The following is a 22132-nucleotide window of genomic DNA, read 5'->3' as shown; positions in this document are numbered from 1 at the left end:
TCCGTATAGTGAGGCTATACGCTATACGGAGAACGCGCACCGACCAAGCCGGACCCTGGCTCCAGACCCACCGATGTTCATCTGCTTAGTCTGGAGAATCATGATCAAGTCGTGGAATCACAAAGGGCTGAAGGCGTTCTTCTTCACCGGCAGCAAGGCAGGCATCCGGCCCGATCACATACCGCGCCTGCGGCGCCAACTGGCACGGCTCGACGAGGCGGAGTCGCCGCGGGACATGAACGTGCCGGGCTGGCGCTGCCATGCGCTGGAGGGCCGTCTGGACGGCCACCATGCCATTCTCGTCAACGGCAACTGGCGTCTGACTTTCGCGTTCGAAGGCCGCCATGCGGTGCTTGTCGACTATCACGATTATCACTGAGGCATGAAGATGAACGACACGATACGCATGCATAACCCGCCGCACCCCGGCGAAACGCTGCGGGAGGACATTCTCCCGGAGCTTGGACTCACCGTGACCGAGGCCGCGGCGCAGCTTGGCGTCACGCGCGTGGCGCTCTCGCGCGTGCTCAATGGCCGCGCCGGCATTTCGCCGGAAATGGCCCTGCGCCTCGAGGCGTGGCTTGGCGAGGAGAACGGCGGCCGCGCCGATCTGTGGCTCGCCATGCAGATCGCCTACGATCTCTGGCAGGCGCGCGTGAAAGGCGTTCCGCGCGTGGAGCGCGCCGCCGCCCGTTCCTGAGCGCGTTGAGCGCGGGGTTCGCGTTGCGCACGACCCGCAAAGACCCGCAAACCCCGGCCTGGCGCGTCGAATCACGTAAAATCGCGGTCTAGACCCAGACTTAACGACAGAACCGATCGAAGCATGAGCAACGAGTCCACTCCTACCAGCGGCGCAAAAGACGCCTTTCCGGTCACCGACGAAGTCCGTCACGCGCTTGCCGTCACGAAGCGCGGCGTGGACGAACTGCTGATCGAAGAAGAATTCGAGCAGAAGCTCGCCCGCAGCGCGGCCACGGGCAAGCCGCTGCGCATCAAGCTCGGCCTCGACCCGACCGCGCCCGACATCCATATCGGCCATACGGTCGTGCTCAACAAGATGCGCCAGCTTCAGGATCTCGGCCACACGGTGATCTTCCTGATCGGCGACTTCACTTCGCTGATCGGCGACCCGTCGGGCCGTAATGCCACGCGTCCGCCGCTCACGCGCGAGCAGATCGAATCGAACGCGAAAACGTACTTCGAGCAGGCCGCACTCGTGCTCGACCGCGAAAAGACCGAAATTCGCTACAACAGCGAATGGTCGATGCCGCTCGGCGCCGACGGCATGATCAAGCTCGCTTCGCGCTACACCGTTGCACGCATTCTGGAGCGCGAGGACTTCACCCGGCGCTTCCAGGGCGGCGTGCCGATCTCGATCCACGAATTCCTGTATCCGCTCATGCAGGGCTACGATTCGGTCGCGCTCAATGCCGACCTCGAACTCGGCGGCACGGACCAGAAGTTCAACCTGCTCGTGGGCCGCGAACTGCAAAAGCAGTACGGCCAGGAGCAGCAGTGCATTCTCACGATGCCGCTGCTCGAAGGCCTCGACGGCGTCGAGAAGATGTCGAAGTCGAAGAACAACTACATCGGCATCAGCGAAAAGCCCAACGACATGTTCGGCAAGCTGATGAGCATTTCCGACGTGCTGATGTGGCGTTACTTCACGCTGCTCTCGTTCCGTCCCATGGACGAAATCGAGGGCTTCAGGCGCGAGATCGAGGCGGGCCGCAATCCGCGCGACTTCAAGGTGCTGCTGGCGCAGGAAATCGTCGCGCGCTTTCACTCGCAGCAAGACGCCGAGCGCGCGCTCGAAGACTTCAACCACCGCGCGAAGGGCGGCGTGCCAGACGACATTGCGTCGATCACGCTCGCGGGCGCGCCGCTGGCCATCGGCCAGTTGCTCAAGCAGGCGGGGCTCGTACCGTCCACGAGCGAAGCGCTGCGCAATATCGAGCAAGGCGGCGTGAAGATCGACGGCGCTACCGTCTCCGACAAGGGCCTCAAGGTCGAAGCGGGCGAGTTCGTCGTGCAGGTGGGCAAGCGGCGCTTCGCGCGTGTGACGCTCACCGCATGATTGCGCTGATCCAGCGCGTGCGCCGCGCCCAAGTGTGTGTGGCGCAAGGCGACGGCGAACGCGTGACGGGCGCGATCGGCCAGGGGCTGCTCGCGTTGGTTTGCGCGGAGCGTGGCGACACCGAGGCCAACGCCGACAAACTGCTCGCGAAGCTGCTCGGCTATCGCGTGTTCAGCGACGCGGCGGGCAAGATGAACCTGAGCGTGCAGAACGTCGACGGCAACGGCGCCGCAGGCGGTCTGCTGCTGGTCTCGCAGTTCACACTTGCTGCCGATACGAACAGCGGCCTGCGCCCGAGCTTCACGCCGGCCGCACCGCCCGAAGAAGGGCGGCGTCTGTTCGACTATTTCGTCGCCGCCGCGCGCGAGAAGCATCCAACCGTCGAGACAGGCGAGTTCGGCGCGGACATGCAGGTGTCGCTCGTCAACGACGGCCCTGTCACGTTCTGGCTGCAAGTGCGTAACTGACTCATGCGCTTTTGACGATGCGCTTTTGCCTATGAACACGCAGATTCTCTTTATCCGCCACGGCGAAACAGACTGGAACCGCATCAAACGCATCCAGGGCCATATCGACATTCCGCTTGCCGAAAGCGGCGTGGCGCAGGCGCAGTTGCTCGGCGCGCGGCTCGCGAAAGAAGCGCAGTCGGGCGCGCGGCTTGACGCGATCTGGTCGAGCGACCTGTTGCGCGCGCAACAAACTGCGCAACCCATTGCCGAAGCCCTGGGCTTGCCGGTGCAACTCACCGATGGCCTTCGCGAGCGCAACTATGGCGCGTTCCAGGGCCACGACAGCGACGAAATCGCCGAGCGCTTTCCGGACGAATACGCACACTGGCAAACGCGGGATCCCGGCTTCGCGCCGCCCGAGGGCGAGTCGCAGCGCGAGTTCTACCACCGCGTACTGCACGCGCTCGAACCTATCCTCGCCATGCATCCTGGCGGCCGTATTGCTTGTGTCGCGCACGGCGGCGTGCTCGACTGCGTGTACCGGTTCGCGAGCGGCCTCACGCTCGACGCACCGCGCGCATGGCCGCTCCTCAACACGAGCGTGAACGTCGTCGATTTCGAGCGCGACGGCTACGTGACGCAGGCGCATGTCGTCGCATGGGGCGACGTGGCGCATCTGGGCGGCGTCAGCGCCGACGACGGCTTCAGGCGCACGCCCGAGCCGGGCCGCTAATCTGGCTTCCCGCACAGCGCGGGCCGCATCCGCGCTGTCCTGTTCCTCCTGCCTGGCCCGCCGGCTTAAGCCCGCGTTACGGCCAAGCCCCGCGATTTCCTTTCCGCCTGCTTGCAGGTTCTTTCCGAAGCCCAACCACAAAGTTAAGCGTCCTGCTAACATTTGTCCTGCCTTTGGGCGCTCTGCCACCGGGCCGCAAGCCCGACCCTGCGTTGAAGAGGGACGCGCGCGCACGACAAGCGTGAGGCCGCGCGCTCAAGGGTGCAATACGAACGGGTATTCCCAGAAAAACACGCAGGAGAAAGTTCAATGACGTTCAAGCTTCACAAGTTGCTGCCGGTGAGCGCAGCAGTCATGGCGCTCGCAGCGCTGTCGGGCAACGCGTCGGCCGACCAGGTCGTCAAGATCGGCCACGTCGGCCCGCTCACGGGCGGTTCGGCCCACCTCGGCAAGGACAACGAAAACGGCGCGCGCCTCGCCATCGAGGAAATCAACGCCAAGGGCCTCACGATCGACGGCCAGAAGGTCACGCTCGTGCTGGACGCCCAGGACGATGCCGCCGACCCGCGCCAGGCCACTCAGGTCGCGCAGAAACTGGTGGACGACAAGGTCGTTGCCGTGATCGGCCACCTGAACTCGGGCGCATCGATCCCCGCTTCGAAGATCTACAGCGACGCGGGCATCGTGCAGATCTCGCCGTCGTCGACCAATCCGTCGTACACGCAGCAGGGCTTCAAGACCACGTACCGCGTGGTCGCGACCGACGCGCAGCAAGGTCCGGCGCTCGCCGATTACGCGGCGAAGTCGCTGAACGTGAAGACTGTGGCCGTGGTCGACGACTCGACGGCCTATGGCCAGGGCCTCGCGAACGAGTTCGAGAAGACGGCGAAGTCGCTCGGCATGAAGGTGCTCTCGCACGACGCGACCAACGACAAGGCCGTGGACTTCCGCGCCATTCTCACGAAGATCAAGGGCGAAAACCCCGACGCGATCATGTACGGCGGCATGGACGCCACGGGCGGTCCGTTCGCGAAGCAGGCGAAGCAACTCGGTCTGCGGGCGAAGGTGCTCTCCGGCGACGGCGTGTGCACGGAAAGCCTCGCGGATCTCGCGGGCGCGGCGACGGACAACATCGTCTGCTCGCAGGCCGGTATGGCGGTCGAGCGCATGAACGGCGGCGCGGCGTTCGCGGCGAAATACCAGAAGCGTTTCGGTCACCCGATCGAATTCGATGCGCCGTTCACGTATGACGCGGTGTACATCGTCGTCGATGCGATGAAGCGCGCGAACTCGACCGACCACGCGAAGATCCTCGCGCAGATCCCGGGTACGGACTACAAGGGCGTGATTGGCGAGACGACGTTCGACGCGAAGGGCGATCTCAAGCATGGCGTGATCTCGCTCTACAACTACAAGGCGGGCAAGAAGACGCTGCTCGACGTGGTGAAGATGTAAGCACGCAGGCGCATCAACGCGCTGCATGGAGAGCGGCCAACCTGCGCGAGCGGGTTGGCCGTTTTTCTATTCCGCGCCCCCTGCGGCGTTTATTGCGTGGGTTTTGCGGCCGCCCGCCGCCGCGCGCGTTTCGATACGCCGTTGACGAGCGCCCAGCGCAATACCGGCGCGACCGCGCGCATGCCGGGCTGCACGACGGCGCGGCGTGCGAACGCGAAGGAGTCGAATCCGAGCATCTGCTGCGCGAAGGGCGGCAGCAGGTCGATGCCCGCGTGCCTGATCAGCGCGCCGGCGGGGCGCATTCCCGGGCGCGGCGCGGGCGCTTGCATAAGCACGCGCACGACCTCGAACGTGCGCTCGCTCGCGACGAGTTCGGGCTGCATCGACTGTAGATACGCAGCGATTTCGGCGCGCGAGCGGGGTACGTTCGTCGCACCGAGCAATTCGGCAATGCGCGCGACTTCGGCGTAGTACTGATCCTGCATTCCGCCCGGCAGCGCGGGATTCACGAAGCGCAAATACGCGCCGAGAAAGCTCGCCACTTCGGCCACATGCACCCACGTCAGCAACGCGGGGTCGCTCGCGCGATAGGAGCTGCCATCGGGCGCGGCGCCCGTCACCGAGAGGTGGATTTTCTTGACGCGTTCGATCAACGCCAGTGCGTCGGCGCGGCTGCCGTAAGTCGTGCCGGCGATGAAGGTCGCGGTGCGTCGCAAGCGCCCGAGTATGTCGATGCGAAACGTCGAATGGTCCCACACGCCTGCGAGCGCAAGCGGATGCAGCGCCTGGAGCAGCAGCGCGCTGACGCCGCCCGCCATCATTGCCGCGAAATCGGCATGGACTATCCAGCAGATGGCGTCGGGGCCGAAAAGGCCCGGGTCGCCTGGCGGGTTCGAGTAATCGAGCTTCGGGCCGCTGCCGGTGGTGAGGTGCGTGATGCTTTCGGCGAGCGTCATGCGCACGCGGCGCGCGAGCTGGCCGGCAAGGCCGGTCGGTTCAGGCGCGTTGGGAGGCAGGCCGGCGTGGTCGGACATCGTGCTCTCGCGCGTGCGCCGCGCCCTAGGACGCGTCCGGTTCCCAGTCGCCGCCTGCCGATGCGTCGTCCGGCGCGGTGAGGCCGAAGTGGCGATAGCTAAGCTGCGTGGCCACGCGGCCGCGCGGTGTGCGCTGCAAATAGCCCTGCTGGATCAGATACGGTTCGAGCACGTCCTCGATCGTGTCGCGCTCCTCGCCAATCGCGGCGGCGAGGTTATCGACGCCTACCGGGCCGCCGTCGAACTTGTGCAGGATGGCTTCGAGCAGCTTGCGGTCCATCAGGTCGAAGCCCACGGGATCGACGTCGAGCATGCGCAGCGCGGCGTCGGCGACTTTCGCGGTGATCGCGCCGTCTGCCTTCACCTCGGCGTAGTCGCGCACGCGGCGCAGCAGGCGGTTCGCGATACGCGGCGTGCCACGCGAGCGGCGCGCGATTTCGAGCGCGCCATCGGGATGAATCTGCGCGCCGAGCAGCGAAGCCGAGCGCTGCACGATGCGCGAGAGTTCAGCCGAGTTGTAGAACTCCAGGCGCGAGACGATGCCGAAGCGGTCGCGCAGCGGGTTCGTGAGCATGCCCGCGCGCGTGGTCGCGCCCACGAGCGTGAACGGTTGAAGGTCCAGCTTCACGCTGCGCGCGGCCGGCCCCTCGCCGATCATGATGTCGATCTGGTAGTCCTCGAGCGCCGGGTACAGGATTTCCTCGACGACCGGCGAGAGCCGGTGAATTTCGTCGATGAAAAGCACGTCGTTGGCTTCGAGATTGGTGAGCAGCGCCGCGAGATCGCCCGCGCGCTCGAGCACGGGCCCCGACGTCTGCCGCAGATTGACCCCCATTTCACGCGCGATGATGTGCGCGAGCGTGGTCTTGCCGAGCCCCGGCGGCCCGAACAGCAGCACGTGGTCGAGCGGCTCCGAACGGCGCTTCGCAGCCTCGATGAAGATTTCGAGCTGGCCGCGCACCTTTTCCTGGCCGACATATTCGTCGAGCTGGCGCGGGCGTAACGCGCGTTCGAACGCCTCCTCGTGGGTCGAGACGGGCGTGGCGGCGATCACGCGGTCGGCGCCGGCGTGGTTGGCGGCGAGTTTGTCGGTTTCGATCATCCGGCGATTGTACCGCGCAGACTATGCGGCGGCGGGGCCGTCTCCCGCGCGGCGCCGGAGGTGCAACTAACAGCCGGTGTTGTCCGCGCGCGATGGAAATCAGCCCTTCGAAAGCGCCTTCAACGCGAGCTTGATGCCTTCGGAAACGCCGGTGCCCGCGGGCACGTTCTTGATTGCGGCGAGCCCTTCCTTCTCCGAATAGCCGAGTGCGAGCAGCGCGTTGAGAATGTCGTTCGCGTGGTCGGAAGGCGAAGCGGCGGCCGCCATCGCGCCGAGGTCCGCGCCGAGCTTGCCCTTGAGTTCGAGCAACAGACGCTCGGCCGTTTTCTTGCCGATGCCGGGCACGCGCGTGAGACGCGCCGCATCCTGCTGCGTGACCGCTTGCGAGAGGTCGTGCACGCTCATGCCCGAAAGCACGGCGAGCGCCATGCGCGCGCCGATGCCGCTGATCTTGAGCAGTTCGCGAAACGTCGCGCGCTCTTCCTGCGTGCCGAAGCCGAAGAGCAGATGCGCGTCTTCGCGCACGATCATCTGCGTGAGCAACACGATTTTTTCGCCGGTGCCGGGCAGGTTGTAGAACGTGCTCATCGGCACATCGACTTCGTAGCCGACGCCGTTGCAGTCGACAAGCAGGTGCGGCGGGTTCTTTTCCAGCAATACGCCGGCAATGCGACCGATCATGGCGGTTTCTGTGATGAGGGAAAGGTGGAGAGTGTAGCGGAGGCAGGGCGATGCGGCGTGCGCGGTCGGAACGCTGGCCGTTCGGCCAGGTGCATGAAGCGTGAATTCAGCCGATCAACCGCCCGCGCCGCACGCGCATGCCCTTCTTCGCGAGCGCGGGCGCGAGCCCGCCGAGCGCGGCCAGCGCATCCCCGCCGTGAGCATGGCAAATGGCCATGCCGAGCGCGTCGGCGGCGTCGGTGCCGGGCGTGCCCGTGAGGGCGAGCAGGCGCACGACCATCTGCTGCATCTGCTCCTTGGTCGCGCGACCGTAGCCCACCACGGCTTGTTTGAGTTGCAGCGCGGTGTACTCGGCCACCGGCACACCGCCCGACACCAGCCCGCAAATGGCCGCGCCGCGCGCTTGCCCGAGCAGCAAGGTCGACTGCGGATTGACGTTGACGAAGACCTTTTCGATCGCGGCCTGGTCGGGCGCGTGCTGGCGGATCAGCGTGGAGACGCCCTCGAAGATGGTGCCGAGGCGCGTGGGCAGATCGGCATCGGCGGTGCGGATGACGCCACTTGCGACATACGTGAGCTGATGGCCGTGACGCTCGATCACGCCGAAGCCGGTCACGCGCAAGCCGGGGTCGATGCCGAGAATTCTCATGAAATGCGGGGAAAACGGATGTGCTGCGATGGTACAACGAACGGCATAGTTGCCGCGAGCCTTGATGGCCCAAGCGAACACGGCGCGCGGCCCAAAGAAAAAGCCCGCGCGAAGCGGGCTTTTTGCCGACATCGACAACGATCGACTACCGGGTTAGTGACGGAAGTGGCGAATGCCCGTCATCACCATGGCGATGTTGTGCTCGTCGGCGGCGGCGATCACTTCGTCGTCGCGCATCGAGCCGCCCGGCTGGATCACGCAGGTCGCGCCTGCGTTCACCACCACGTCGAGGCCGTCGCGGAACGGGAAGAACGCGTCCGAGGCCACTGCCGTGCCCGCGAGCTTGAGGCCCGCGTTTTCGGCCTTGATGCTGGCGATGCGCGCCGAATCCACGCGGCTCATCTGGCCCGCGCCCACGCCCATCGTCATGCCGTTCGCGCAGAACACGATCGCGTTCGACTTCACGAACTTCGCGACGCGCCATGCGAACAGCAGATCGTCCATTTCCTTCGGCGTGGGGTGACGCTTCGTCACGACGCGCAGTTCGTGCGGCTGCACGTTCTTCGAGTCGAGCGATTGCACGAGGAGGCCGCCGCCCACGCGCTTCAGGTCGAACGCGTTATGGCCGTCGCCCAATGCGATTTCCAGCAGACGCACGTTCTGCTTGGCGGCGAACACGGCCTTCGCCGCATCCGAGAACGACGGCGCGATCAGCACTTCGACGAACTGCTTCGCCACGGCTTGCGCCGCGGTTTCGTCCACTTCGCGGTTGAACGCGATGATGCCGCCGAACGCCGAGGTCGGGTCGGTCTGGAATGCCTTCGAATAGGCTTCGTGCGCGTTCGCGCCGATCGCCACGCCGCACGGGTTCGCGTGCTTGATGATCACGCAGGCCGGCACGTCGAACGTTTTCACGCATTCCCAGGCGGCGTCCGAGTCGGCGATGTTGTTGTACGAGAGTTCCTTGCCCTGGATCTGCTTATAGTTCGCGAGCGCGCCGGCGGGCGTCGCGAGGTCGCGGTAGAACGCCGCGCTCTGGTGCGGGTTTTCGCCGTAACGCAGGTCCTGGACCTTGTCGTAGGCGAGGTTGAGCACAGCCGGGTAGGTGTTGCGCGACTTGTGCTCGAGCGCGTCGGTCAGGCTCGTGAGGTAATTCGTGATCGCGCCGTCGTACTGCGCCGTGTGCGAGAACACCTTGGTCGCGAGGCGGAAATTCGTGGCGTAGCTCACGCTGTTGCCGTTCGCGCGCATTTCGTCCAGCACCTTGGCGTAGTCGGCCGGATCGACGACCACGGTCACGTCGCGATGATTCTTCGCCGCCGAGCGCAGCATCGTCGGGCCGCCGATATCGATGTTCTCGATCGCGTCTTCGAGCGAGCACTCTTCCTTCGAGATCGTCTGGACGAACGGGTAGAGATTCACGACGAGCAGGTCGATCGTCGGGATGTCGTGCTTTTCGAGCGCTGCCATGTGCTCGGGCAGGTCGCGGCGCGCGAGGATGCCGCCGTGCACCTTCGGGTGCAGCGTTTTCACGCGCCCATCGAGCATTTCCGGAAAGCCGGTGTAGTCGGCGACTTCGGTGACGGGAAGACCCGCGTCCGCGAGCAGTTTCGCGGTGCCGCCGGTCGACAGGAGCTTGACGCCGAGATCCGAGAGGGATTTCGCGAAATCGACGATGCCTGCCTTGTCGGAAACGGAGATGAGCGCTTGCTTGATCATGATGTGGGAGAGTTGCCGATAGATCGAGGAGTCAGCGCCGAAGGTCCAGTAAAACGCAGCGGCGTTACAGCAGGCCGTGCTGCTGGAGCTTCTTGCGCAGCGTATTGCGGTTGATGCCGAGGTACTCGGCGGCGAGCGACTGATTGCCGCCTGCCTGCTCGAGCACCACCTCGAGCATCGGTTTTTCGACGCACGCCATCACCATTTCGTAGACGTCGTGCGGATTGCTGCCGTCGAGGTCCTGGAAATAGATGCCAAGGCTCTCGCGGACGGATTGTTCGATGTTGTGCTTGCTCATGCTGCCAGTCGATCGGTTGATTCGTCGCTGCCGTCGCTGTCGTTGTTCTCGTCGTCGACGTAGACGAGGCGCTCGGAGCGCGCCTTCTGTTCGTCGAAGAACTGATTGACGGCGACGAGCTGCTCGCGCGTGGTGTCCAGCGTATTCATGCGATGCCGGAACGTATTGGCGCCGCAAAGGCCGCGAGTGTACCAGCCGATATGCTTGCGCGCAGTACGCACGCCCGTAAATTCCCCATAAAACGCGTAGTGATCCTCCAGATGCTCGTTCATGATCGACTGGATTTCATCCACGCGCGGCGGCGGCAGCAGTTCGCCCGTCGCGAGGAAATGCTCGATTTCGCGGAACAGCCACGGGCGCCCCTGCGCCGCGCGGCCGATCATGATGGCGTCGGCGCCCGTGAGCGCGAGTACCTCGCGCGCCTTCTGCGGCGACGTAATGTCGCCGTTCGCGACCACCGGAATGCGCGCGGCGGCCTTCACCGCGGCAATCGTTTCGTACTCCGCGTGACCGTGGTAGAGATCGGCGCGCGTGCGGCCGTGCACGGTGAGCATGGCAATGCCGCTTTCCTCGGCGATGCGCGCGATGGTGAGCGCGTTGCGGTTGTCGCGGTCCCAGCCCGTGCGGATCTTGAGCGTGACCGGCACGGCGTCGGGGCCTACGCCCACGGCGTCGACCACGGCCTTGACGATGCGCGCGACGAGCGGCTCGTTCTGCAGCAGCGCCGAGCCGGCCGCGACGTTGCAGACCTTCTTGGCCGGGCAGCCCATGTTGATATCGATGATCTGCGCGCCGTTCGCGACGTTGTAGCGCGCGGCTTCGGCCATCATGTCCGGATCCGCGCCCGCGATCTGCACGGAGATGGGTTCCACTTCGCCCGCGTGATTGGCGCGGCGCATGGTCTTTTCGCTCTTCCACAACTGCGCGTTGGACGCGACCATTTCGGACACCGCATAGCCCGCGCCGAGTCGCTTGCACAACTGGCGAAACGGCCGGTCCGTGACGCCCGCCATGGGGGCGACGAACAGGTTATTACGCAGGGTGTGACGGCCGATAGTGAACATGACGCGCGGGCGACGCCGGTTCCGCGACCCGGATGGCATCCGGCTGGCGCGGCGAACGGCGTGAATTTGAAAAAGGGGAAACGCATATTTTAGCGTAAGCGGGGTGCGAGGTCGCGCACCGCGGACCCTGGTTCCGTGGGAGGAGCGTGAGCCACGCACGCGTGCCTGCTCAATGAAATGAGACTCGACCCTTATATGGCGGATGGTCGATCGTTCGTGCCGCTGGGGATTGGATCGCGGGACCGCTTTTCGACTGTATTAACTCCGCTGCCCGAACATCATCTGCCGGGCGAGCGCCGTTTTCACGGGCGGTGCGAATTCGAGCGCCGTGAGCGCGAGCCCGCGCAGCGTGGCGAGCGGCCCGAAATCGACGGTAAACAGGCGCGCGAGCGTATCCGTCGCGCCTATGGTCAGGCGGCGGTCGAATGCGCGGCGCCCCGCGAACTCGGCGAGCGCGCGGGGCGTGGCGCCGTGTTGCGCGAGCGAATCGGCGAGGGCGTGGGCGTCGCGCAGACCGAGATTGAGGCCCTGGCCCGCTACCGGATGCAGCGTTTGCGCCGCATTGCCGACCGCGGCGATGCGGCCCTGTCCGGAAACGAGCGCGTCGAGCGCGTTCAGGCCGAGCGGGAAGGCCGCGCGGCCGTGAATCTGCGTGAAGCGGCCCATGCGCGCGCCGAACGCCGCGCCGAGTTCGGCGAGAAAGTCGGCGTCGTCGAGTTGAGCGCGCCGTTCGGCTTGCGCAGGCGAGCAGCACCACACGAGCGCGTAATCCGCGCCGCGCACGCCGCCCATCGGCAAGAGCGCGATCGGGCCTTCGCTCGTGAAGCGCTCCCACGCGACATGGGGCTGCGGTGCCGCGAGCGTCACCACGCCGACCAGCGCCGTCTGGCCGTAGTCGCGCGTGCGCTTGGTCAGGTGCTTCGTTTCGGCGGCCGCCCCGGTGGCTTTCGCGCTGGCTTCGTCGGCATCGTCTTGCGCGTCGTCTTGCGCGGCGTGTTGCTGCGGCTTGCGATACAGGCCTCCTTCGGCGTTCACGAGGATGCGCGTGCGCAGCAGCCGCTCGACTCCTGCACTCACGACCGGCAGCGTTACGCCGTCGTTCTCCACGACGGGATCGTGCGCCTGCGTGTGATGCAGCCAGTGCACCTGCGTTCCGCGCACGGCCTGCGCGAGCGCCTGAACGATCGCGCCATAACGCGCCACGTAGCCGAGCGCGGGCAGGTCGTAGTCGTGGCGGTCGATCAGCGTGCGCCCGAAATGGCCGCGCTGCGACACGTGGATGCGCTCGATGGGCGTGGCGTCGTGCGGCCACGCGAGCGCTTCGAGCAGCGTGCGGCTGCCTTGCGAAACGGCGATGGCGCGCGGGTCGCCCGCGCTGTCCTCGGGTTCGCGTGTGTCGATCAGCGCAATCGATAGCGCTTGCGTGGCGCTGCGCCGCGCGAGCCAGCCCGCGAGCGCGAGACCCACCGGCCCCGCGCCGACGATCGTCACGTCGTGATCGAAATGGGCGTGCGCGTGGGCGCTGGCGGAGGTGTCGTTCGCGCTGCCGGAAACTGCGTTCATGTCGTTTGCTTCGCTTCGTGTGGAATCTTCGCGGTTCGCGTGCGTTTGCGTCCGCGAGTCAGGCGCCGCGCTGCGCGTTCTGCATCAGCGCTTCGATTTCGCCGGCGGCGACGGGCACGTCGCGCGTGATCAACTCGCAGCCCGTTTCGGTGACGATGGCGTCGTCCTCGATGCGCATGCCGATGTCCCAGTAACGCTCGGGCACGTCTTCGGCCGCGCGGATGTAGAGGCCCGGCTCGATCGTGAGCGTCATGCCGGGGCGCAGCGTGCGCCAGGGCGGCGGGGCGTCGGGCTTTTCGGCGCTTGCCGCGACGTTACCTTCACCGCCGCGCTCGCGATAATCGCCGGCGTCGTGCACATCCATGCCGAGCCAGTGCCCCGTGCGATGCATGTAGAAACGCGCGTACGCACGCTCGGCGATTGCATCGTCGACATTCGCAAAGCGTTGCCGGTCGATGATGCCGGTATCGAGCAGACCCTGCGCGAGCACGCGCACCGCGGCGTCGTGCGGCGCCTCGAAGTTCGCGCCGGCGCGCGTGGCGTCGATGGCGGCCTGCTGCGCGGCGAGCACGATGTCGTACAGCTCGCGTTGCGCGCTCGTGAAGCGGCCGTTCGCCGGGAACGTGCGCGTGATGTCCGAGGCGTAGCCGTTCAATTCACACGCGGCGTCGATGAGCACGAGGTCGCCCTCGCGCGCCACCGCGTTGCCCGCGGGGTAGTGCAGCACGCACGCGTTCGCGCCCGCGGCGACGATCGAGCCGTAGGCGGGCGCCTGTGCGCCGTGCTTGCGAAACATGTAGAGCAGTTCCGCCTCGATTTCGTATTCGCGCATGCCGGGCCGGCATGTCTGCATCGCGCGAACGTGCGCGAGCGCCGAAATCTTCGCGGCGCGGCGCATCGTGTCGAGTTCGTGCGCGTCCTTGATCACGCGCATGTCGTCGAGGAGCGGCAGCAGGTCGTACGCGGCGGCCGGCGCGCTCACGCCGCTGCGTCCCTGCGCGCGTACGGCGTCGATCCAGCGTTTCACCTGCGCGTCGAAGCGCCCGGAAGCCGCGAGAGCATAGTGCAGCGCGGGACGATTCGCGATCAACTGAGGGATGCGCGCATCGAGTTCGTCGAAGGGAAATGCGGCGTCGAAGCCGAACGCCTCGCGCGCGGCGTCGGGGCCGAAGCGAAAGCCTTCCCACGTCTCGCGCTCGACGTTCTTCGCGCGGCAGAACAGGATGGCGGCGGGCTGGTTCTCGCCCGCGTTCGCGTCGAGCACGAGCAGCGCCTCGGGTTCCGTGAAGCCTGTGAGGTAGTAGAAGTAGCTGTCGTGCCGGTAGGGATAGTCCGCGTCGCGATTGCGTAACGCTTCGGGCGCGGTCGGCACGAGCGCGACGCCGCCGCCTTGCGCGCGCAGCGCCGCAAGCACGCGCTCGCGGCGCGCGCGATAGAGCGCCGCGCCGCCGTCGGGGCCGCGCTGCATGTCGGCTGCGTCGGCCACGGTGGCCGCAGGGTGGGCTTCGCTCGGGGCGGCCGGGGCGCTGTGCTTGAGGGTCGAGTCCATCGTGAGATTGTAGCGCTGGCTACAAACGGGCGCGCTGGGCCGCGATGACCCGTGGGCGCCGCCGCAGCCGCCGGGCGTTGTGTCCTGCTTACATCATTTGTAGGAAAAATCCGGCGCCGCAACAGGTGGCGCGTCAGAAAAATGCGAATCCAACGTATACTTCGGCCGGATTCCAGAAAAGGCAGGTGGTATGAAACTTATCGGTTCGCTCGGCAGCCCGTATGTCCGCAAGGCGCGGATCACGCTCGCCGAAAAGAAAATCGACTACAAGCTGGTGCTCGAAAACGTGTGGACCGAGGAAACGGCGATCCACGATTTCAACCCGCTTGGCAAGGTTCCGTGTCTCGTGATGGACGACGGCGAGGCCGTGTTCGATTCGCGCGTGATCTGCGAATACGTCGACATGCTTTCGCCCGTGGCCAAGCTCATTCCGCCCGCGGGCCGCGAGCGTATCGAGGTGCGCTGCTGGGAGGCGCTCGCCGACGGCATGCTCGACGCCACCGTGCTGATCCGCCTCGAAAGCACGCAACGCACGCCGGAGCAGCGCAGCGAGGCGTGGGTGAAGCGCCAGGAGCGCAAGATTCGCGAGGGGCTTGCCGCGATGGCCAAGGGGCTCGACGGCAACCCGTGGTGCGCGGGCAACCGCTACACGATCGCGGATATCGCCGTGGGCTGCGCGCTCGGCTATCTCGACTTCCGCATGCCGGAGCTGAACTGGCGCGAGGCGCATCCCGATCTCGCGCGCCACTTCGAGAAGCTCTCGCAGCGCCAGTCGTTCATCGACACCTTGCCGCAAGGCTGATTCGCGGCTCACAGGCTGGTCGATGTGAAAACGCCCGACGGCATGGCTTGCCGTCGGGCGTTTTCGCGAGCATCGCGCGACGCCTTTCTCAGACGATCTTTTCCTCGGCCGGCGCAAATGAATCGCTGCGCGCGACCGGCCACCACTTCTCGTACAACTGATAGCGATAGCGGCCTTCGAGCAGATCGCCGGGCTTCAGGTACTTGAGCAGTTCCGACATCAACTGCACTTCATACGACGACACGCGCCGCACGATGTGATGCGCGCGCAGATCCCCGGGGCTCGCGAGACCGGCGGCCTGGATCAGCTCCTGCAGCGCATGCAGCGTGTTGCGATGGAAGTTGAAGACGCGTTCGCCCTTGTCGGGCACGTTCAGCGCGCGCTGGCGCACGGGGTCTTGCGTGGCGACGCCGGTGGGGCAGCGGTCCGAGTGGCACTTCTGCGCCTGGATGCAGCCCACGGCGAACATGAAGCCGCGCGCCGAGTTCACCCAGTCCGCGCCGATCGCGAGCGTGCGCGCGACGTCGAACGCGGTGACGATCTTGCCGCTCGCGCCGATCTTGATCTTGTCGCGCAGGCCGATGCCCACGAGCGTGTTGTGCACGAGCAGCAGCCCTTCCTGCAGCGGCGTACCGATGTGATCGGTGAATTCGAGGGGCGCCGCGCCCGTGCCGCCTTCCGCGCCGTCCACGACGATGAAGTCGGGCAGGATGCCGGTTTCGAGCATCGCCTTGGCAATGCCGAAAAACTCCCACGGATGGCCGACACACAGCTTGAACCCCGTGGGCTTGCCGCCCGAGAGCTTGCGCAGACGCTCGACGAATTCGAGCAGGCCGCGCGGCGTGGAGAACTCCGAGTGGCGCGAGGGCGAAACGCAATCCTTGCCGATCGGAATGCCGCGGGTTTCGGCGATCTCGGGCGTGACCTTGGCCGCGAGCAGCATGCCGCCGTGGCCGGGCTTCGCGCCTTGCGAGAGCTTCACCTCGATCATCTTCACCTGCGGCTCGCTCGCGAGGCGCTGGAATTTTTCGGCGCTGAAGGTGCCGTCGTCGTTGCGGCAGCCGAAGTAGCCCGAGGCGATTTCCCAGATGATGTCGCCACCGTTCTCGCGGTGATACTTCGACATCGAGCCTTCGCCGGTGTCGTGCGCGAAGCCGCCTTTCTTCGCGCCCATGTTGAGCGCGCGGATCGCGTTCGCGGAGAGCGCGCCGAAGCTCATCGCCGAGATGTTGAAGATCGACATCGAGTACGGCTGCGCGCGGTTGGCGCCCACGAGCACGCGGAAGTCGCTGCCCGCGAGCTTCGTCGGCGCGAGCGAATGGCTGATCCATTCGTGGCCCACGGCCTTCACGTCGAGTTCGGTGCCGTACGGGCGGCTGTCCACCGCGTTCTTCGCGCGCTGGTAGACAAGACTGCGCTGGGCGAGCGAGAACGGCTTTTCGTCGGTGTCGTCCTCGACGAAGTACTGGCGGATTTCGGGCCGCACGAACTCGAACAGAAAGCGCAGATGGCCCCAGATCGGATAGTTGCGCAGGATCGCGTGACGCTCCTGGAACATGTCGTAGAGGCCGAGCGCGACGAGCAGCGCGGGCACGATCGCGCAGTACCACGACAGGCGATGCAGCGCCGCCGCGGCGACGCAGGCCGCGAGCAGCAGCACCGCGCCCCACATGGCGAGATAACGTCGGGAAAACATTGGGGGGAAACTCCTCGAACTTGATGTATTGCGCGCCCGGCTCTCCTCTCGTGAAGGGGCAGGGCGCATCGGCCGCGCGGTTGCATGGCGCGGCGTGCGGGAATGATGCCGCAAGTTCGTGAATCTGGCAGGGAAGCGGGCACGCCGTTTGAGCGGCGTTTAGCAAGCGTCGGCAGTCCGCAAAAAAAGCGGCGCCCAAGGCGCCGCGCGGTGTTTTCCTACGGTTTTCGTGACGCTGCTTGCGTCATGCCGCACTGGCCGCAGCGGTCTTCCTGCGCGGCGCGCGCTTCTTTTTCTTCGGCGCCTCGGGCGGCAGTACCGCTGGCACGTGCGGCGCGAGCGTCGTCACGGCTTCGATGATGCCGCCGCCCAGGCACACGTCGCCGTCATAAAGCACCGCCGACTGGCCAGGCGTCACGGCCCACTGTGCGTCGGGAAAACGCAGCGTGAACTGGCCCGCGCCGAATTCGTCCGCGGTATTGAACGAGCAGGGCGCATCGGCCTGGCGATAGCGCGTTTTCGCGCCGCATGCGTGGTCCTGCGCCGGCGGCTCGCCCGCCACCCAGCTCACGTTGCCCGCGCGCAGCTCGTGTGCGAGCAGCCACGGATGATCGTGGCCTTGCACCACGTAGAGCGTGTTCGAAGCCATGTCCTTGCCCGCCACGAACCATGCTTCGCCGCTGCCGTCCTTGCTGCCGCCAAGGCCGATGCCCTTGCGCTGCCCGAACGTATAGAACGCGAGGCCGATATGCTCGCCCACGACCTTGCCGTCGGGCGTCATCATCGGGCCCGGTTTCGTCGGCAGATAGCGGTTGAGGAAGTCGCGGAACGGCCGCTCGCCGATGAAGCAGATTCCTGTGGAATCCTTCTTTTTTGCGTTCGGCAGGCCGATCTTTTCGGCGATCTCGCGCACCTTCGTCTTCGGAATCTCGCCGAGCGGGAACATCGTCTTCGAAAGCTGCGCCTGGTTCAGGCGATGCAGGAAGTACGACTGATCTTTCGTGTGGTCGAGCGCCTTCAGCAGTTCGAAACGACCGTCGCGCTCGTTGTTCTGGCGCACGCGCGCATAGTGGCCCGTGGCGATCGTTTCCGCGCCGAGCGACATGGCGTGGTCCAGAAAGGCCTTGAACTTGATCTCGGCGTTGCAGAGCACGTCCGGGTTCGGCGTGCGGCCCGCGGAATACTCGCTCAGGAACTCCGCGAACACGCGGTCCTTGTATTCGGCGGCGAAGTTCACGGCTTCCACGTCGATGCCGATCAGGTCCGCGACCGACACCACGTCGATCCAGTCCTGGCGCGTCGAGCAGTACTCGCCGTCGTCGTCGTCTTCCCAGTTCTTCATGAAGAGACCGACCACGTCGAACCCCTGCTCCTTGAGCAGCCACGCGGTCACCGACGAATCGACGCCGCCCGACATGCCTACCACGACCTTACGTTTGCTCATTTCGTTGCTGCCTTGTTGCTGCCTTCGTTCATCTTGGGCGCTGCCTTGGGCGCCGTCGCGTGCGTCTGGATGAAATCCAGCGGCACGCGCCTGCCTGCGAGGTAATCGTCGACGCAGCGCATGACGAGCGGCGTGCGATGCCGCTCGCTCGCCGCGCGCAGTTCGTCGGCGCTCATCCACACCGTGCGGACGATGTCGGGATCGAGCGCGCGGTTTTCCGGCGCGTCGGCGACGCTGCCGCAGTACGTGAAGCGCACATAGGTCGCGCCGCTTTCGCCCGGCTTGCCGAAGTGCGTCATATACACGCCGACCAGCGCCTCGGGCGTGAACGCATGCGCGGTTTCCTCCAGCGTTTCGCGTACCACGGCCTCGTGCAGCGTCTCGCCCGCTTCCAGATGGCCGGCGGGCTGGTTCAGGCGCAGCCCGGCCGGCGTGTGCTCTTCGACGAGCAGAAAACGCCCGTCGCGCTCGACGATCGCGGCCACGGTGACGTGGGGTGCCCAGGTTTCCTCGTTCATGGACCGGTATTTTACCGGGACGGCGCGAACGCTGCCGGGGGCCGGATCGGCGCGCTTGCCGGCTTGCCTGGCACTGCCGACCGTCCGGTCGGGCGGCGCCGCGTGTTGTGTGCATCGCACAAAAGCGGGCAAATCCCGCTACAAAGCCGCCGCTCGTTTCGGTTAAAGTGGTGCCGTCGTTTGCCGTTGCAATGGATGCCGGCGCCTGAACGCCGTCGGTCTCCCTTCGCTCGATTCGAGCCAGAACAGCTAGAACAAGAAGGTCGAGGAGGAAACAACGATGCATATCGGAGTGCCTGCAGAGACGCGGGCGAACGAAACCCGCGTGGCCGCGACGCCGGAGACAGTCAAGAAGTACGTCGCGCAGGGCCACACGGTCACGATCCAGGCCGGCGCGGGCGTCGGCGCGAGCTATCTCGACGAGGCCTACACGGCAGTCGGCGCGCAAGTCGCCGATGCGGCCGCGGCCTTCGGCGCCGACCTCGTGCTCAAGGTCCAGTCGCCCGCCATCAGCGAATTGCCGTTCATGAAGCGCGGCGCGGTACTGGTGGGCATGCTCGACCCCTTTAATGCGGAAAACGCCGCGAAGCTAGCCGAAGCGGGCGTGACGGCCTTTGCGCTCGAAGCCGCGCCGCGCACCACGCGCGCGCAAAGCCTCGACGTGCTCTCGTCGCAGGCCAATATCGCCGGGTACAAGGCGGTGCTCTTGGCCGCGACCCTCTATCCGCGCTTCATGCCGATGCTCATGACCGCCGCCGGCACCGTGAAAGCCGCGCGGGTGCTCATTCTCGGCGCGGGCGTCGCGGGCCTGCAGGCCATCGCGACGGCGAAGCGCCTGGGGGCGGTGATCGAGGCGTCCGATGTGCGCCCGGCCGTGAAAGAGCAGATCGAATCGCTCGGCGCGAAATTTCTCGACGTGCCCTACGAAACCGACGAGGAGCGCGAAGCCGCCGTCGGCGTGGGCGGCTACGCGCGGCCCATGCCGCCATCGTGGCTCACGCGCCAGTCGGCACTGGTGCACGAGCGCGCGAAGCAGGCCGACATCGTCATATCGACCGCGCTGATTCCGGGCCGCGACGCGCCCACGCTCCTGCCGTCGGAAACCGTGCAGGCAATGAAGCCGGGCTCCGTGGTGATCGATCTCGCGGCAGGCCGCGGGCCGGTGGCCGACGAGGCAAGCGGGCGGCGCGGCGGCAACTGCCCGCTCACCGAGGCCGACAAGGTCGTGACGCATCATGGCGTGCAGATCTGCGGTTACACGAACCTCGCCTCGATGGTCGCCGCCGACGCCTCCGCGCTTTACGCGCGCAACCTGCTCGACTTCCTGAAGCTGATTCTCACGAAGGAAGGCACGCTCAACATCGATCTCGCGGACGACATCGTCGCGGCCACGCTGCTGGCCCGCGACGGCCAGGTCACGCGCAAGGCATGACGAGGAGGAGACCAACAATGGAAGTCATCAACCATACCGTCATCAACCTGATCATTTTCGTGCTGGCCGTGTACGTGGGCTATCACGTGGTCTGGAACGTCACGCCCGCGCTGCATACGCCGCTCATGGCCGTGACCAATGCGATCTCGGCGATCGTGATCGTCGGCGCGATGCTCGCCACGGGCCTGACCGTGGGCGGCGCGGGCAAGTTCTTTGGCACGTTTGCCGTGCTGCTGGCGGCCGTGAACGTGTTCGGCGGGTTCCTCGTCACAAGGCGAATGCTGGAGATGTTCCGCAAGAAGGAGCCGAAAAAGCTCTCTGCGCCCGGTAGCAAGGAGGGCGCGTAATGAGCATGAACGTAGTTACGTTGTTTTATCTGGTGGCGTCGGTCTGCTTCATCCAGGCGCTCAAGGGGCTGTCAAATCCGAAGAGTGCGCGTGCCGGCAACCTGTTCGGCATGGTCGGCATGGCCATCGCCATTCTCACGACCCTTGCGCTGATTGCGAAGGAGTCCGCACAGTTCGGCTCGAACCTGGGGCTCGGGCTTGCGCTGCTGTTCGGGGCGCTCGTGGTGGGCGGCGGCCTTGGAGCCTACGTCGCCGCGCGCGTCGAGATGACGAAGATGCCCGAACTCGTCGCGGCCATGCACTCGCTGATCGGTCTCGCGGCGGTGTGCATCGCGTATGCGGTCGTCTCCGAACCGGCGGCCTTCGGACTGGTCGCGGACGACGCGCCGTATCCGGGCTTCCTGCCATACGGCAACCGGATCGAACTGTTCATCGGCACGTTCGTCGGCGCGATTACGTTCAGCGGTTCCGTCATCGCCTTCGGCAAGCTCTCGGGCAAGTACAAGTTCCGCCTGTTCCAGGGCGCGCCTGTCGTGTATCCGGGTCAGCATCTGATCAACCTGATGCTCGCCATCGCCATGATCGGCTTCGGCGTCCTGTTCTTCCTCACGCAGTCGTGGCTGCCGTTCATCGTCATGACGCTGATCGCGTTCGCGCTCGGCGTGCTCATCATCATTCCGATCGGCGGCGCGGACATGCCCGTGGTCGTTTCGATGCTGAACTCGTACTCGGGGTGGGCTGCGGCGGGCATCGGCTTCTCGCTGAACAACGCCATGCTGATCATCGCGGGGTCGCTGGTGGGCTCATCGGGGGCGATCCTCTCGTACATCATGTGCCACGCGATGAACCGCTCGTTCTTCAACGTGCTGCTGGGCGGCTTCGGCGGCGAGGCGGGCGGGGCGGGCGGGGCGGCGGCCGGCGGGGCGCAGGAGCAGCGCCCGGTGAAGTCGGGTTCGGCCGACGACGCCGCGTTCATGCTCGGCAATGCCGAAAGCGTCGTGATCGTGCCGGGCTACGGTCTCGCGGTGGCGCGCGCACAGCACGCGCTGAAGGAACTCACCGACAAGCTCGTGGAAAAGGGCGTGGACGTGCGCTACGCGATCCACCCGGTGGCGGGCCGCATGCCGGGTCATATGAACGTGCTGCTCGCGGAAGCCGAAGTGCCCTACGACATGGTGTTCGAGATGGAGGACATCAACAACGAGTTCGGCCAGACCGACGTGGTGCTGGTGCTCGGCGCGAACGACGTGGTGAACCCGGCGGCGAAGAACGATCCGAAGTCGCCGATCGCGGGCATGCCGATCATCGAAGCGTACAAGGCACGCACGATCATCGTGAACAAGCGTTCGATGGCGGCGGGTTACGCGGGCCTCGACAACGAACTGTTCTACATGGACAAGACGATGATGGTGTTCGGCGACGCGAAGAAGGTGATCGAGGAGATGGTGAAGGCGGTGGAGTAAGCGCGGCGTGCTTCGCTTCCACGCGAAAGGTCCGCAGCAGGTCCGCAGCAGGCGCGC

At 66.0% G+C, this 22132-nt stretch carries 22 protein-coding genes; 10 read left to right on the top strand and 12 right to left on the bottom strand.

From position 1 onward, the window contains the following. The first annotated feature begins 100 nt into the window (after positions 1–100). From U5768_RS13065 to U5768_RS13040, 6 genes are all read left to right on the top strand, one after another. Positions 101–379, top strand: coding sequence for a type II toxin-antitoxin system RelE/ParE family toxin (locus U5768_RS13065; RefSeq protein WP_322030813.1), 279 nt, complete (start codon positions 101–103; stop codon positions 377–379). A gap of 9 nt (positions 380–388) precedes the next feature. Further along, on the top strand, positions 389–700 hold the full coding sequence (locus U5768_RS13060; protein ID WP_322030812.1) for a HigA family addiction module antitoxin: 312 nt from the start codon (positions 389–391) through the stop codon (positions 698–700). Positions 701–823: 123 nt separating this feature from the next. Then, positions 824–2077 carry a tyrosine--tRNA ligase gene (gene tyrS / locus U5768_RS13055; RefSeq protein ID WP_322030811.1) on the top strand — a complete coding sequence of 418 codons (1254 nt, stop codon included), beginning with the start codon at positions 824–826 and terminating at the stop codon, positions 2075–2077. Then, positions 2074–2544: a D-aminoacyl-tRNA deacylase gene (gene dtd / locus U5768_RS13050; protein WP_322030810.1), complete on the top strand. Its 471-nt coding sequence runs from the start codon at positions 2074–2076 to the stop codon at positions 2542–2544. The genes tyrS and dtd overlap by 4 nt, the downstream gene beginning before the upstream one ends. Before the next feature lie 31 nt (positions 2545–2575). Next, a complete protein-coding gene (locus tag U5768_RS13045) occupies positions 2576–3259 on the top strand; it encodes a histidine phosphatase family protein (RefSeq protein ID WP_322030809.1) in 684 nt (227 codons plus the stop codon). 309 nt (positions 3260–3568) lie between these two features. Next, positions 3569–4714: a branched-chain amino acid ABC transporter substrate-binding protein gene (locus U5768_RS13040; protein WP_322030808.1), complete on the top strand. Its 1146-nt coding sequence runs from the start codon at positions 3569–3571 to the stop codon at positions 4712–4714. A gap of 89 nt (positions 4715–4803) precedes the next feature. Here the strand turns inward: U5768_RS13040 and U5768_RS13035 are convergent, their stop codons facing one another. The 9 genes from U5768_RS13035 to U5768_RS12995 all read right to left on the bottom strand — a co-directional run bounded on the left by U5768_RS13035 (position 4804) and on the right by U5768_RS12995 (position 14292). Beyond that, positions 4804–5748 carry an oxygenase MpaB family protein gene (locus U5768_RS13035; RefSeq protein WP_322030807.1) on the bottom strand — a complete coding sequence of 315 codons (945 nt, stop codon included), beginning with the start codon at positions 5746–5748 and terminating at the stop codon, positions 4804–4806. A 25-nt stretch (positions 5749–5773) separates the two neighbouring features. Next, positions 5774–6850: a Holliday junction branch migration DNA helicase RuvB gene (gene ruvB, locus U5768_RS13030; protein WP_322030806.1), complete on the bottom strand. Its 1077-nt coding sequence runs from the start codon at positions 6848–6850 to the stop codon at positions 5774–5776. 99 nt (positions 6851–6949) lie between these two features. After that, positions 6950–7531 (bottom strand): Holliday junction branch migration protein RuvA, encoded by a 582-nt coding sequence (gene ruvA / locus U5768_RS13025; protein ID WP_322030805.1) that lies wholly within the window; start codon positions 7529–7531, stop codon positions 6950–6952. 106 nt (positions 7532–7637) lie between these two features. Next, on the bottom strand, positions 7638–8180 hold the full coding sequence (ruvC, locus tag U5768_RS13020) for a crossover junction endodeoxyribonuclease RuvC (RefSeq protein ID WP_322030804.1): 543 nt from the start codon (positions 8178–8180) through the stop codon (positions 7638–7640). 153 nt (positions 8181–8333) lie between these two features. Further along, a complete protein-coding gene (gene purH, locus U5768_RS13015; RefSeq protein WP_322030803.1) occupies positions 8334–9899 on the bottom strand; it encodes a bifunctional phosphoribosylaminoimidazolecarboxamide formyltransferase/IMP cyclohydrolase in 1566 nt (521 codons plus the stop codon). Positions 9900–9963: 64 nt separating this feature from the next. Then, positions 9964–10197 carry a Fis family transcriptional regulator gene (locus U5768_RS13010; RefSeq protein WP_028216158.1) on the bottom strand — a complete coding sequence of 78 codons (234 nt, stop codon included), beginning with the start codon at positions 10195–10197 and terminating at the stop codon, positions 9964–9966. After that, positions 10194–11261, bottom strand: coding sequence for a tRNA dihydrouridine synthase DusB (gene dusB, locus U5768_RS13005; protein WP_322030802.1), 1068 nt, complete (start codon positions 11259–11261; stop codon positions 10194–10196). The genes U5768_RS13010 and dusB overlap by 4 nt, the downstream gene beginning before the upstream one ends. Before the next feature lie 258 nt (positions 11262–11519). Beyond that, on the bottom strand, positions 11520–12824 hold the full coding sequence (locus tag U5768_RS13000; RefSeq protein ID WP_322030801.1) for a UbiH/UbiF/VisC/COQ6 family ubiquinone biosynthesis hydroxylase: 1305 nt from the start codon (positions 12822–12824) through the stop codon (positions 11520–11522). A gap of 58 nt (positions 12825–12882) precedes the next feature. Next, entirely contained in the window at positions 12883–14292 is a 1410-nt protein-coding gene (locus U5768_RS12995; RefSeq protein WP_322030846.1) for an aminopeptidase P N-terminal domain-containing protein, read from the bottom strand. A 271-nt stretch (positions 14293–14563) separates the two neighbouring features. Between U5768_RS12995 and U5768_RS12990 the strand changes: the two genes are divergently transcribed. Further along, a complete protein-coding gene (locus U5768_RS12990) occupies positions 14564–15175 on the top strand; it encodes a glutathione S-transferase C-terminal domain-containing protein (RefSeq protein WP_322030800.1) in 612 nt (203 codons plus the stop codon). 88 nt (positions 15176–15263) lie between these two features. Here the strand turns inward: U5768_RS12990 and U5768_RS12985 are convergent, their stop codons facing one another. From U5768_RS12985 to U5768_RS12975, 3 genes are all read right to left on the bottom strand, one after another. After that, positions 15264–16871, bottom strand: coding sequence for an FMN-binding glutamate synthase family protein (locus U5768_RS12985; protein WP_322030799.1), 1608 nt, complete (start codon positions 16869–16871; stop codon positions 15264–15266). Positions 16872–17115: 244 nt separating this feature from the next. Continuing rightward, entirely contained in the window at positions 17116–18315 is a 1200-nt protein-coding gene (mnmA, locus tag U5768_RS12980; protein WP_322030798.1) for a tRNA 2-thiouridine(34) synthase MnmA, read from the bottom strand. Continuing rightward, positions 18312–18833: an NUDIX hydrolase gene (locus tag U5768_RS12975; RefSeq protein WP_322030797.1), complete on the bottom strand. Its 522-nt coding sequence runs from the start codon at positions 18831–18833 to the stop codon at positions 18312–18314. Before U5768_RS12975 ends, mnmA begins: the two co-directional genes overlap by 4 nt. Positions 18834–19113: 280 nt before the next feature. Between U5768_RS12975 and U5768_RS12970 the strand changes: the two genes are divergently transcribed. Genes U5768_RS12970 through U5768_RS12960 form a run of 3 tightly spaced genes read left to right on the top strand, consistent with a single transcriptional unit; the run spans position 19114 to position 22075 of the window. Further along, positions 19114–20265: a Re/Si-specific NAD(P)(+) transhydrogenase subunit alpha gene (locus U5768_RS12970; RefSeq protein ID WP_322030796.1), complete on the top strand. Its 1152-nt coding sequence runs from the start codon at positions 19114–19116 to the stop codon at positions 20263–20265. Positions 20266–20282: 17 nt separating this feature from the next. Further along, positions 20283–20612, top strand: coding sequence for an NAD(P) transhydrogenase subunit alpha (locus U5768_RS12965; protein ID WP_322030795.1), 330 nt, complete (start codon positions 20283–20285; stop codon positions 20610–20612). Further along, complete coding sequence (locus U5768_RS12960; RefSeq protein WP_322030794.1) at positions 20612–22075, top strand: NAD(P)(+) transhydrogenase (Re/Si-specific) subunit beta; 1464 nt, start codon at positions 20612–20614, stop codon at positions 22073–22075. The genes U5768_RS12965 and U5768_RS12960 overlap by 1 nt, the downstream gene beginning before the upstream one ends. The last annotated feature ends 57 nt before the right edge of the window (positions 22076–22132 follow it).

Origin of the sequence: Paraburkholderia sp. J76, assembly GCF_905220295.1 — a bacterium.
Taxonomy (GTDB): domain Bacteria; phylum Pseudomonadota; class Gammaproteobacteria; order Burkholderiales; family Burkholderiaceae; genus Paraburkholderia.
This window is presented reverse-complemented; position numbering and strand designations above follow the sequence as displayed.

Excerpts from the sequence above, each read along its gene's own strand:
- U5768_RS13065 (WP_322030813.1), top strand. The coding sequence starts at position 101 with ATGATCAAGTCGTGGAATCACAAAGGGCTGAAGGCGTTCTTCTTCACC.
- U5768_RS13060 (WP_322030812.1), top strand. The coding sequence starts at position 389 with ATGAACGACACGATACGCATGCATAACCCGCCGCACCCCGGCGAAACG.
- tyrS (WP_322030811.1), top strand. The coding sequence starts at position 824 with ATGAGCAACGAGTCCACTCCTACCAGCGGCGCAAAAGACGCCTTTCCG.
- dtd (WP_322030810.1), top strand. The coding sequence starts at position 2,074 with ATGATTGCGCTGATCCAGCGCGTGCGCCGCGCCCAAGTGTGTGTGGCG.
- U5768_RS13045 (WP_322030809.1), top strand. The coding sequence starts at position 2,576 with ATGAACACGCAGATTCTCTTTATCCGCCACGGCGAAACAGACTGGAAC.
- U5768_RS13040 (WP_322030808.1), top strand. The coding sequence starts at position 3,569 with ATGACGTTCAAGCTTCACAAGTTGCTGCCGGTGAGCGCAGCAGTCATG.
- U5768_RS13035 (WP_322030807.1), bottom strand. The coding sequence starts at position 5,748 with ATGTCCGACCACGCCGGCCTGCCTCCCAACGCGCCTGAACCGACCGGC.
- ruvB (WP_322030806.1), bottom strand. The coding sequence starts at position 6,850 with ATGATCGAAACCGACAAACTCGCCGCCAACCACGCCGGCGCCGACCGC.
- ruvA (WP_322030805.1), bottom strand. The coding sequence starts at position 7,531 with ATGATCGGTCGCATTGCCGGCGTATTGCTGGAAAAGAACCCGCCGCAC.
- ruvC (WP_322030804.1), bottom strand. The coding sequence starts at position 8,180 with ATGAGAATTCTCGGCATCGACCCCGGCTTGCGCGTGACCGGCTTCGGC.
- purH (WP_322030803.1), bottom strand. The coding sequence starts at position 9,899 with ATGATCAAGCAAGCGCTCATCTCCGTTTCCGACAAGGCAGGCATCGTC.
- U5768_RS13010 (WP_028216158.1), bottom strand. The coding sequence starts at position 10,197 with ATGAGCAAGCACAACATCGAACAATCCGTCCGCGAGAGCCTTGGCATC.
- dusB (WP_322030802.1), bottom strand. The coding sequence starts at position 11,261 with ATGTTCACTATCGGCCGTCACACCCTGCGTAATAACCTGTTCGTCGCC.
- U5768_RS13000 (WP_322030801.1), bottom strand. The coding sequence starts at position 12,824 with ATGAACGCAGTTTCCGGCAGCGCGAACGACACCTCCGCCAGCGCCCAC.
- U5768_RS12995 (WP_322030846.1), bottom strand. The coding sequence starts at position 14,292 with ATGCAGCGCGGCCCCGACGGCGGCGCGGCGCTCTATCGCGCGCGCCGC.
- U5768_RS12990 (WP_322030800.1), top strand. The coding sequence starts at position 14,564 with ATGAAACTTATCGGTTCGCTCGGCAGCCCGTATGTCCGCAAGGCGCGG.
- U5768_RS12985 (WP_322030799.1), bottom strand. The coding sequence starts at position 16,871 with ATGTTTTCCCGACGTTATCTCGCCATGTGGGGCGCGGTGCTGCTGCTC.
- mnmA (WP_322030798.1), bottom strand. The coding sequence starts at position 18,315 with ATGAGCAAACGTAAGGTCGTGGTAGGCATGTCGGGCGGCGTCGATTCG.
- U5768_RS12975 (WP_322030797.1), bottom strand. The coding sequence starts at position 18,833 with ATGAACGAGGAAACCTGGGCACCCCACGTCACCGTGGCCGCGATCGTC.
- U5768_RS12970 (WP_322030796.1), top strand. The coding sequence starts at position 19,114 with ATGCATATCGGAGTGCCTGCAGAGACGCGGGCGAACGAAACCCGCGTG.
- U5768_RS12965 (WP_322030795.1), top strand. The coding sequence starts at position 20,283 with ATGGAAGTCATCAACCATACCGTCATCAACCTGATCATTTTCGTGCTG.
- U5768_RS12960 (WP_322030794.1), top strand. The coding sequence starts at position 20,612 with ATGAGCATGAACGTAGTTACGTTGTTTTATCTGGTGGCGTCGGTCTGC.